At 71.5% G+C, this 9,749-nt stretch carries 11 protein-coding genes; 4 read left to right on the top strand and 7 right to left on the bottom strand.

Going from position 1 to position 9,749, the window contains the following annotated elements; all coding sequences use genetic code 11:
* Positions 1 to 133: 133 nt before the first annotated feature.
* Positions 134 to 535 (bottom strand): PLD nuclease N-terminal domain-containing protein, encoded by a 402-nt coding sequence (locus tag GT042_RS23935; protein ID WP_161310793.1) that lies wholly within the window; start codon positions 533 to 535, stop codon positions 134 to 136.
* Between the two features lie 118 nt (positions 536 to 653).
* Here GT042_RS23935 and GT042_RS23930 point away from each other — a divergent pair, with 118 nt between their 5' ends.
* Together GT042_RS23930 and mqnP are read left to right on the top strand one after the other, a co-directional pair.
* Entirely contained in the window at positions 654 to 2,108 is a 1,455-nt protein-coding gene (locus GT042_RS23930) for a menaquinone biosynthesis decarboxylase (RefSeq protein ID WP_161310792.1), read from the top strand.
* Positions 2,105 to 3,013: a menaquinone biosynthesis prenyltransferase MqnP gene (gene mqnP / locus GT042_RS23925; RefSeq protein ID WP_161310791.1), complete on the top strand. Its 909-nt coding sequence runs from the start codon at positions 2,105 to 2,107 to the stop codon at positions 3,011 to 3,013. The genes GT042_RS23930 and mqnP overlap by 4 nt, the downstream gene beginning before the upstream one ends.
* Here mqnP and GT042_RS23920 read toward each other — a convergent pair.
* A complete protein-coding gene (locus tag GT042_RS23920; RefSeq protein WP_237531108.1) occupies positions 3,003 to 3,626 on the bottom strand; it encodes a rhomboid family intramembrane serine protease in 624 nt (207 codons plus the stop codon). The two genes, mqnP and GT042_RS23920, sit on opposite strands and share 11 nt — an antisense overlap.
* A 94-nt stretch (positions 3,627 to 3,720) precedes the next feature.
* On the opposite strand from GT042_RS23920, the gene GT042_RS23915 reads away from it, so the two are divergent.
* Entirely contained in the window at positions 3,721 to 4,434 is a 714-nt protein-coding gene (locus tag GT042_RS23915) for a UbiX family flavin prenyltransferase (protein ID WP_161310789.1), read from the top strand.
* A gap of 149 nt (positions 4,435 to 4,583) precedes the next feature.
* Entirely contained in the window at positions 4,584 to 5,039 is a 456-nt protein-coding gene (locus tag GT042_RS23910; protein ID WP_161310788.1) for an Lrp/AsnC family transcriptional regulator, read from the top strand.
* A 58-nt stretch (positions 5,040 to 5,097) separates the two neighbouring features.
* Here the strand turns inward: GT042_RS23910 and GT042_RS23905 are convergent, their stop codons facing one another.
* The 5 genes from GT042_RS23905 to GT042_RS23885 form a co-directional block, all read right to left on the bottom strand.
* Positions 5,098 to 5,775 carry a response regulator transcription factor gene (locus GT042_RS23905; RefSeq protein WP_161310787.1) on the bottom strand — a complete coding sequence of 226 codons (678 nt, stop codon included), beginning with the start codon at positions 5,773 to 5,775 and terminating at the stop codon, positions 5,098 to 5,100.
* A complete protein-coding gene (locus GT042_RS23900; protein WP_161310786.1) occupies positions 5,772 to 6,932 on the bottom strand; it encodes an ATP-binding protein in 1,161 nt (386 codons plus the stop codon). The genes GT042_RS23905 and GT042_RS23900 overlap by 4 nt, the downstream gene beginning before the upstream one ends.
* A 212-nt stretch (positions 6,933 to 7,144) precedes the next feature.
* Entirely contained in the window at positions 7,145 to 7,804 is a 660-nt protein-coding gene (locus GT042_RS23895; RefSeq protein ID WP_161310785.1) for a hypothetical protein, read from the bottom strand.
* A 73-nt stretch (positions 7,805 to 7,877) separates the two neighbouring features.
* Positions 7,878 to 9,491 (bottom strand): MFS transporter, encoded by a 1,614-nt coding sequence (locus GT042_RS23890; protein WP_161310784.1) that lies wholly within the window; start codon positions 9,489 to 9,491, stop codon positions 7,878 to 7,880.
* A 6-nt stretch (positions 9,492 to 9,497) separates the two neighbouring features.
* A partial coding sequence (locus GT042_RS23885) for a hypothetical protein (RefSeq protein WP_161310783.1) occupies positions 9,498 to 9,749 on the bottom strand: 252 nt, incomplete at its 5' end.

Below are 9,749 nucleotides of genomic sequence, written 5' to 3'. Positions count from 1 at the left end.
CGAGCCCCGCGCGCGCCTCGGCGACCGCCGTCGCCAGCCATTCCCGTGCCTGTCCCGGCTTCATCACCATGCGGGCCAGCATCCCGCAACGGCCGTATCCCCGGCCCGCCGGTGTCCCGGACCTGCCCGGGTCTCAGGCCTTCGGCGGCGTGTCCTCCGTGGCGCCGCCGCCCTTCTCACGGCGCTCGATCTCCTCCTCGCGCCGCCGCAGGTCCGCCTCCCACTGCTCCAGGTGCGCGGCGGCCTCCGCGTCGTCCCCGCCGGACGGCTTCGCGTCGTCCTTCAGGGAGTTGAGGAACTCCGGGTTGTCGTCGGGCGCCACCCAGCCGCCGCGCCGCCCCGCCGCTCCCGTCACCCGGCGGTCCCGGCCCGCGATCAGCCACGAGATGGAGCCGACCAGCGGGAAGAGGAGCACGAGGATCGCCCAGACCGGCTTGGGCAGGTAGCGGACGTCCTGCTCATCGGTCGTGAGGCAGTCGATGAAGGCGTAGATGCTGAGGCCCAGCGGCACCAGAATCATCAGCACCCTAAGCATGGCGGACCCCCTGCGCATGAAGATCGAGACCGGATCGCGGCCTCCGTGACAGGACCACAGTAGCGAGAACGGGGAAGCCCCGGCGGGTCCCGGAGCCGGGGATGACACACTGGACGGCATGGCTTATGACGATCTTCGCTCGCTGCTCAGGGCGCTGGAGCGCGAGGGCGACCTCACCCGTGTCAAGGCAGAGGTGGACCCGTACCTGGAGGTCGGGGAGATCGTCGACCGCGTGAACAAGGCCGGTGGCCCCGCCCTGTTGTTCGAGAACGTCAAGGGCTCCTCGATGCCCCTGGCCATGAACGTGTACGGCACCGACCGCCGCCTCCTCAAGGCGCTCGGCCTCACCTCCTACACCGAGATCAGCGACAAGATCGGCGGGCTCCTCAAGCCGGAGCTGCCGCAGGGCTTCGTCGGCGTACGGGAGGCGTTCGGCAAGCTCGGCACGATGGTGCACGTACCGCCCAAGAAGGTGAAGGACGCGCCCGTCCAGGAAGTGGTCCTCACCGGTGACGACGTGGACCTCGACCAGCTGCCCGCGCTGTTCACCTGGCCGGAGGACGGCGGCTCGTTCTTCAACCTCGGGCTGACGCACACCAAGCACCCCGAGACCGGCGTCCGCAACCTCGGGCTCTACCGGCTCCAGCGCCACGACCGCCGCACCATCGGGATGCACTGGCAGATCCACAAGGACAGCCGCAACCACTACCAGGTCGCCGCCAAGCGCGGCGAACGGCTGCCGGTGGCCGTCGCGTTCGGCTGTCCGCCCGCCGTGACGTACGCCTCCACCGCGCCGTTGCCCGGCGACATCGACGAATACCTCTTCGCGGGCTTCGTCCAGGGCCGCCGGATCGAGATGGTCGACTGCAAGACCGTGCCGCTCCAGGTCCCGGCCCAGGCCGAGGTGGTCATCGAGGGCTGGCTGGAGCCCGGGAAGACGCTGCCGGAGGGCCCGTTCGGGGACCACACCGGCTTCTACACCCCGCAGGAGCCGTTCCCGGCGCTGACCATCGACTGTGTGACGATGCGCAGGCGTCCGCTGCTCCAGTCGATCGTCGTCGGCCGGCCTCCCACGGAGGACGGGCCGCTGGGGCGGGCGACCGAGCGGTTCTTCCTGCCGCTGCTGAAGATCATCGTCCCGGACATCGTGGACTACCACCTGCCCGAGTCCGGCGGTTTCCACAACTGTGCGATCGTCTCGATCGACAAGAAGTACCCGAAGCACGCGCAGAAGGTCATGCACGCGATCTGGGGCGCGCACATGATGTCGCTCACCAAACTGATCGTGGTCGTGGACGCGGACTGCGACGTCCACAACCTGCACGAGGTGTCCTGGCGGGCGCTGGGCAACACCGACTACGCGCGCGACCTGACCGTCGTGGAGGGACCGGTCGATCACCTCGACCACTCCTCGTACCAGCAGTTCTGGGGCGGCAAGGCCGGGATCGACGCGACGCGGAAGCTCCCCGAGGAGGGGTACACACGGGACGGGGGCTGGCCGGAGATGGTCGAGTCCGACCCGGAGACGGCGGCGAAGGTCGACCGCCGGTGGAGGGAGTACGGCCTCTCATGAGCGCTGTTCAAGGAGTCCTCGGGCCGCAGCCCCACAGCCGGACGCGGGCGTTCCTGCGGCTGGTGATGATCGAGCATTCGGTCTTCGCCCTGCCCTTCGCGTACATCGCCGCGCTGACGGCGATGACCCAGCTCGACGGCAACATCCACTGGTTGCGGCTGCTGCTGGTGACGGTCGCCATGGTCGGGCTGCGGACGTTCGCCATGGCGTGCAACCGGATCATCGACCGCGAGATCGACGCCCGTAATCCCCGGACCGCCGGCCGTGAACTGGTCACGGGCGCGGTGTCCGTACGGTCCGCCTGGACCGGGGCGCTCGTCGCCCTCTTCTTCTTCCTGGGCGCGGCGGCGCTGCTGGGGCCGCTGTGCCTGGCGCTCGCTCCCGTCGCGGTCGTCCCGATGGTGCTCTATCCGTACGGGAAGAGGTTCACGAACTTCCCGCACGCGATCCTCGGCATCGCCCAGGCGATGGGCCCGATCGGCGCGTGGATCGCGATCACCGGTGAGTGGTCGTGGGACGCGGTGATCCTGGGGCTGGCCGTCGGCATCTGGATCGGCGGCTTCGACCTGATCTTCGCGTGCCAGGACGTCCAGGCGGACCGGGCGCACGGCGTGCTGTCCGTGCCGGCCCGCTTCGGGATCCCGGCGGCGCTGTACGGCGCGCGCGGCGCGCACGTCGTGACGCTGGGGCTCCTGGTCTGGTACGCGCTGGCCACCGACGCGGGCGGGTTCTTCTGGACCGGCCTGGTCATCGTCGCGGGCGCGTTCCTCTACGAGCACACGATCGTGAAGCCGCACGACCTGTCGCGCCTCAACCGCGCGTTCTTCCAGGTCAACGGTTTTGTGGGGATAAGCCTGTTCTTCTTCGCCCTGCTCGACCTGTTGGTGCGCGGCCTCACGGTATGAGCGGGACCGCCGCCCGCGCCCGTACGGGCTGCTTCCTGCGGAAGAGGAACGCCGCCAGGACGCCGCCCATCAGGCCGAATAGGTGGCCCTGCCAGCTGATGGACGGGTCGGTCGGCAGCACGCCCCACAGCACCGAGCCGTAGACCGCCAGCACGACCAGGCCGACCACCAGGTCCACCGCGCTCCGGTTCACGAACCCGCGCACCAGCAGGTAGCCCAGCAGGCCGAAGACCACGCCCGACGCCCCGACCGTGTTCGAGTGGTCGGCGGCGGTCAGCCAGACGCCGAGGCCGCCCACCACCATGATCGTCAGGACCACGGCGGCGAAGCGGCGTATCCCGCTCAGCGCCGCGAGGAAGCCCAGCACCAGCAGCGGCACGGTGTTGGACGCGAGATGCTCGAAGCCGTGGTGCAGGAAGGCCATCGGGATGACGTCACGCAGCTCGCCGGGGCTGCGCGGGCTCAGCCCGTACGTGTCCAGCGCGCCGCCCGACGCGGTGTCCACCACTTCGAGCACCCAGAGCAGCGCCACCCAGAGGATCATCACGCCGCCGGCGGCCTTCACCCGGTCGGTGCGGCTCGGCGTCGTGACCTCGGTCTTCGGATACGTCATCCCAGCCCCCATCCCAGTCCCATCCCGGCCCCAGGGGAACGTACGGGGCACCGCCGTCGGTTCCGTCACCAGAGTGCCGGATAGGCTCGGATCCGTGAAGCCCGGACCGTACCCAGCCACCCCCAGCCCGCGACCGGGGCCCCGGCGCCCCTGGATCGTCGGGGTCTCCGGCGCGTCGGGGACGCCGTACGCCGCCGCCGTGCTGCGCGGGCTGCTGGACGCGGGCGAGAGCGTGGACCTGGTCATCAGCAGGGCGTCCCGGCTGACGCTGCTGGACGAGACGGGGATCGCGTTCCGGGACGCGCACTGGGAGAGCGATCTCGCCGACTGGCTGGCGCGCGGCGCGGACGGCGGTCCCGACACCTTCGCGAAGAGCGTGGCGGAGTACGTGGCGGATGTACGCCACTGGCCCGCCGGCGATCTGGCCGCGGGCCCGTCCTCGGGGTCGTACCCCGCCAAGGGCATGCTGATCGTGCCCGCGTCCACGGCGTCCGTGGCCGGGGTCGCGCTCGGTCTGTCGAAGGACCTGCTCCAGCGGGCCGCGAGCGTGACGCTCAAGGAGCGGCGCCCCCTGGTGGTCGCCGTACGGGAGACACCGCTCGGCGGGCAGACGCTCCGGCATCTGGTGGCGCTGGACGAGGCGGGCGCGGTGGTCCTGCCGGCGTCCCCGGCGTTCTACGCGGGGGCGCGGCACATCCAGGACCTGGTGGACTTCGTCGCGGGACGGGTGCTCGACGCGGCGGGGGTGCCGCACCGGCTGTACCACCGCTGGGAGGGTGAACTCGGCGGTGCGCGGGCCGGCACCTGACACGACCGCAGGCCCCGCGTGAAGGCCGAACGGCTCCGAGTGAAGGTCAAACGCCGAAAGTCTGGCGGATTCGTAGGAATCGAGCCTTCTATGCCTTAGATTCTATACGTACCGTGTGAGCTCGTTGAACAATGGAAGGCTTCAGGCATATGGACGCCGTGGACAGGCAGCTCATCCAGGCCCTCAGGGAGAACGGGCGGGCCTCGTACGCCGAGCTAGGGCGCCTCGTCGGACTGTCGGGACCCAGTGTCACCGACCGCATCAACCGGCTCGAAGCGGCGGGTGTCATCACCGGGTACCGCGCCACGGTCGACTCCGCCTCGCTCGGTCTGGGCGTCATCGCGCTGATCGGGATCTCGCTCTCGGACGCCGCCGACCACGAGGACGTGGCCCGGCGGATGCGCGATCTCCAGGAGATCGAGGACTGCTGGTTCATCGCGGGGGACGACTCGTACATGCTCAAGGTACGGGCGAGTGACGTGGACGGACTGGAGCGGACGATCCGCCGGCTGAGCGGGACGAAGGGCGTCTCCCGGACCCGTACGACGATCGTGCTGTCGACCAAGTGGGAGAACCGGGTGGGTGAACTGCCCGAGGAGGACTGACCGGTGGTCCGAGGGGGCGGGCGGTCGGGCCCGGTGGCCCCCTCGGACCTCGCGTACGTCAGCCGAGCGGCGGGCGCAGCCGCCGGGGAGCGGCCGACGGCGGCGGGATCAGCCCGGCGAGGACGGCCTTGTTGACCGCGTCCACCCGGGAGACCGCGCCCAGCTTGGCGAAGATGTTCCGCAGATGGCGCTTGATCGTGCCCTCGGTGAGGCCGAGCTGGGTGGCGGCCCCCCGGTTGCTGAGCCCCGCCGCCACCAGCGTGACGACCTCCACCTCGCGCGGGCTGAGCGTGTGGTGGGCGGGCTCGGGCGCCTGCTGCGGTTCCGGCTTGGGCCGGGGCGGCAGCGAGACGGTCAGGCCGTCCTGGCTGCACGCGTCCCGCAGGGCCGCCACCAGCGAGTGGTGGGTGGCGGTCTTGTGCAGGTAGCCGCGGATGCCGAGGGGGAGCAGGCTCTGGAGCAGCCGGGGATCGTCGTGCATGGTCAGCACCATGATCTTGGTGTCGGGCGAGGCGGCCTGGACCGCCCGTACCGTACGGCCCGGATCCTCGTTCCCCGGCATCTCGATGTCCATCAGCAGGACGTCCGGGCGGTGTTCGGCCGCCATGGCGACGGCGCCCGGCGCGTCGCCGACCGCCGCCGCCACGTCGAAGCCGCCCACCCCGCGGATCAGTTCGGCCAGCGCGTCCCTGAGCAGGGTGTGGTCGTCCGCGATGACGATGCTGTACGTGGTCATCCGCGGACGTCCGGCGCGGTGGCGGGATCCGGCTCCGGCAGCAGCAGGGACAGCCGCATCCCGGTGCCCACCCCCGGAGCGCTCGTCAGGTGCAGCGTCCCGCCCAGCGCCTGCACCCGCTCCCGCATCGACAGCAGACCCGTCCCCGACCGCCCGTCGCGCGCCGGCGGCGCCGCCTGGTCGAAGCCGATTCCGTCGTCGTGCGCGAAACAGTCCACGCGGTGCGGGGCCACGTCGACCTCCAGCGCCACCGTGCTCGGGGCCGCGTGCGTCAGGGAGTTGCGCAGGAACTCCCGCAGCACCAGGAACAACTCCTCGGCGTGGCCCGCCGGGACCCACGACTCGTCGCCGTTCACCTCGATGTGCACCCGGACCCCGGGCGCCTGGTGCGCCTCGGCGTACTCCAGGAGCGCTTCCGCGAGACCGGTCGCGCCGGGGCGCGTCCGCAGGTCGGAGATGAGCCCGCGGGTGTAGCCGGTCGCCTCGTCCAACGCCCCCCGGACCCGGCCGAGATGGCGGTCGCGGGTGGCGGGCCCGTACCCCTCGGCCATCGCCTGGTCGTGCAGGTCCAGGCAGCGGTAGGCCAGGGCGAGGCTCTGGCCCAGCCGGTCGTGCAGGTCGCGGGCGAGCCGTCGGCGGTGGCCCGTGGCGCTCTCCTCCACCTTCTTGAGGAGGTACGCGTCGTAGCCGGCCGCCGAGACCTGTAAGCAGGTGGCGAGGCTGTGGTTGAGCGCCGCCACCGCGCGCCCCAGGCAGGCGGAGGACTGCTCGGGCGGCAGGCCGGCCGCCGCCGTCACCAGATACTGGAGGCAGATCTGGAAGAGCAGCCCCGACGACCGCAGGGTGTCGGCCGGGTGGACCGACTGGAGCGGTCCGCGCGTGCTCAGGCCGACGGAGAGGCCGAGCGCGGCGTTGGCGGCGGAGGGCTGCTCGCTCTCCCGCAGCGCCTCCGCGCACTCCTGGATGACAAGTCTGGCGTGTTCCCGCGCTTCTCCCCACAGCTCCGTGGTGGAGATCAGCGGGCTGGACACGCCGTCGAGGGATTGCCGGAATTGGCAGATGATTTCATCGCTGCCGAGCGCGAGCCGGTCGGCGAGCAGGCGCGCGGAAGCTACGGAAGGATCGGTCTCCTCGATCTGCGTTTGTATCTTCAGCACTGCTGAAGTCCCCCTAGGTCACTGGTCCAGCTTCGGCGGCTCTCCGATGAGCCGCCCGACCTGACACATCGTGCAGGGGGAGTCTAGGCGAAACGGATTTCCGCACTCGATGTCATACCGCTCGGGGATGTGCGATGTGACGTCAGTCTTTACAGTTTCATTACCTGTTGATCCGGCAGGTCAGGGGCGTTCCGCAGGGCGTTCGGACGGTGTTAAGGCAGTGTCACCGGTTCACGAAGATCTGATGTCGAATGCAGGCGTATCCGGACGGGGTTGTTCCGCCCGGCGCGGTCCGTCGCGACCGCGGCGGCGTATCCGTCGTACGGCCGGGGCAGGGTGAGGTCCGCCGCGGGCCAGAAACGGTGGTCCAGACGGGCCCCCGCCGCCGCGGAGAGGCCGAGTCCCGAGGCCTTGACGGCCGCCTCCAGCCGGGTCCAGGAGCGGAATCCGTCGGCCGGGTCGGGGCACGGACGGCCGAGGACACGGGACCAGTCGACCCCGGGGCGTACGTGTTCCAGGTCCACGCCGACGACGGCGCCCGGCGCGCGGACGGCGAGCAGGGCCAGTTCGTGCGAGCGGGAGAGGCTCACGGCGGGGCCGGGGCACCAGCCGAGCACGTAACCGGGCTTGCCGCGCCAGGCGTTGCGTACGTGGGTGAGCTCGGCGGGCTCGCACGCCAGGTAGCCGGCCACGATGTCCCTGGCGGCGAGGTGGGCGGCGAGGTAGCGGCGGCGCGCGGCGGGCTTCCGCAGGCCCAGCCGGTGGGCGCGGTCGCGTTCGTACGCGCCGAGTTCGGGGAGGCGGGCCTCGTGGAGGGCCGGGTCCGTGTCCAGGGGGACGATCCAGAGATCGGTGGATTCGGGCAGGGGCATGTCCCGTTCCCTTCTGGGACCAGCCAGGTCCCCGGTGCGCGGGGTGCGCGCCGGGGACCTGGCGGGAGGGGGATCAGTCGTCGACGAGGGTCCGTTCGCGCGCGGCGCCGTCCGCGTCCGCGGGCCGCGCAGAGGCCTGCTTGCCCGGCTCCCCGGCGGCGGAGGGGCGGTCGGCGAGCATCCGGTACACGATGACGGCGGTGACGGCGCAGAGCGCGGCGGACGCCCACAGCACCACCCGCAGCGCGTCCGTGTGGCCCTGCGACAGGAAGTCGCCGAAGCCGTCGCGCAGGGCGGCCGGGGCGTCCTTCACCACACCGGCCACGTCACCGCTGGCCACCCGGTCGGCCGTCGTGGAGGCGGAGTCGCCGCCCTTGGCGACGTACTCCGACAGCCCGTCCGAGATGCGCGAGCGGATCATCGAGGCGACGGCCGCGACCATGACGACGGCCGCGATGGCCTCGCTCGCGAGGCGGATGGTGTTGAACATGCCCGCCGCCATGCCGGCCCGCTCGGGCGGCACGGTGCTCACGGCGGCGCCGTCGAGGACGCCCATGATCAGACCGACCCCCATACCGGCGACGAGCAGCGGCCCGGCGAGGCCGAGGACGCCGATGCCCGGGTGGACGACGGTGAGCCAGGCGCAGCCGGCCGCGATGAGGAGCAGGCCGAGGCCGAGCACGACCCGCATGTGGACGCCGGAGGCCACGAGCCGGCCGCCGATCAGGGGCAGGAAGAGCACGGGTCCGGTCAGCAGCAGCATGATCAGTCCTGCGCCCTGGCTGCTCTCGCCGTTGGCGCCGATCAGGTACGCGGGCAGGACCAGCAGCAGTCCGATGAAGCCGAACGAGAAGGCGACGTTGAGCAGGTTCACCGAGAGGAAGCGGCTCTCGCGGAACAGCGACAGGTCGAACATGGGGCTGTCCTGGCGGCGTTCGACCAGGGCGAAGGCGACGACCAGCAGGATCGACCCGGCCAGCAGGATCAGCACGGTCGGGCTGGCCCAACCGCTCTGCGGGCCCTGGATGATGGCCAGCGTGAACAGCACGAGCGCCAGGCTGAACGTGATCGTGCCCGGCCAGTCGACGCCGCCCGCCTGCGGGTTGCGCGATTCCTGGAGGAACGGCAGCCCCAGCATGGACAGGACGACGAGGGCCAGGTGCGCGTAGAACACCGACTCCCAGCCCAGCGCGCCGACGAGCAGTCCGCTGGTGGTCGGTCCGAGCGCGAGGCCGGAGCCGAGGGTGACACCGGCGACGGCGAACGCCTTGGCGCGCGCGGCCCCGTCGAAGCTGGACGCGACGATCGCGGTCGCCGAGGTCATCAGCGCGGCGGCGGCGACACCGGCGACCCCGCGGGCGATGTCGATCACGATGACGCTGGGCGCGAGGACGGTTGCCACGAGCGAGACCGCGTACAGGCCGGTGCCGAACGCGAACATCTTCTTGCGGCCGATCAGGTCGGCGAGTGAGCCGGCCACCATCATCAGGCTGGCCGCCATCACGTTGTACGCGTTGACCACCCACTGGAGCGAGGCGAGACTCCCGCCGAGTTCGCGCCCGATGTCGGGGAGGGCGACCGGGGTGCCGCTGACGCCGAGCGGCACGATCAGTACGCCGAGACACACGACGAGCAGGGTGAGCCCTGGGCGGGGCCCGGCTTCGAGCCGGGCGTCGGGGGTGGACATCAGGATTCAGACTCCTTCTTGAACGGGCTCCGCCTGTGGAGGCACGAGGCGGAGTTCCTGGAACAGCTCGGGTCCGCCCGGCGGGCGGACCGCGGAGACCACCGCGTCCGGGCGGACCAGGACGACGGTGGGGGTGCGTACGGAGAGGGCGGCGTGCACGCGGCCCCCGGGGTCCGCGAGGACGCGCACGGTGCCGGTGGCGCCGCCCGCGCCGGGGGCGCCGGTCCGGGCCGCCGAGACCAGGACGTCAGCCGGCAG

It is taken from the genome of Streptomyces sp. SID3212, from assembly GCF_009865405.1.
Classification (GTDB): Bacteria; Actinomycetota; Actinomycetes; order Streptomycetales; family Streptomycetaceae; genus Streptomyces.
This window is presented reverse-complemented; position numbering and strand designations above follow the sequence as displayed.

Excerpts from the sequence above, each read along its gene's own strand:
- GT042_RS23930 (WP_161310792.1), top strand. The coding sequence starts at position 654 with ATGGCTTATGACGATCTTCGCTCGCTGCTCAGGGCGCTGGAGCGCGAG.
- GT042_RS23905 (WP_161310787.1), bottom strand. The coding sequence starts at position 5,775 with ATGACCACGTACAGCATCGTCATCGCGGACGACCACACCCTGCTCAGG.
- GT042_RS23895 (WP_161310785.1), bottom strand. The coding sequence starts at position 7,804 with ATGCCCCTGCCCGAATCCACCGATCTCTGGATCGTCCCCCTGGACACG.
- GT042_RS23935 (WP_161310793.1), bottom strand. The coding sequence starts at position 535 with ATGCTTAGGGTGCTGATGATTCTGGTGCCGCTGGGCCTCAGCATCTAC.
- GT042_RS23910 (WP_161310788.1), top strand. The coding sequence starts at position 4,584 with ATGGACGCCGTGGACAGGCAGCTCATCCAGGCCCTCAGGGAGAACGGG.
- GT042_RS23890 (WP_161310784.1), bottom strand. The coding sequence starts at position 9,491 with ATGTCCACCCCCGACGCCCGGCTCGAAGCCGGGCCCCGCCCAGGGCTC.
- mqnP (WP_161310791.1), top strand. The coding sequence starts at position 2,105 with ATGAGCGCTGTTCAAGGAGTCCTCGGGCCGCAGCCCCACAGCCGGACG.
- GT042_RS23920 (WP_237531108.1), bottom strand. The coding sequence starts at position 3,626 with ATGACGTATCCGAAGACCGAGGTCACGACGCCGAGCCGCACCGACCGG.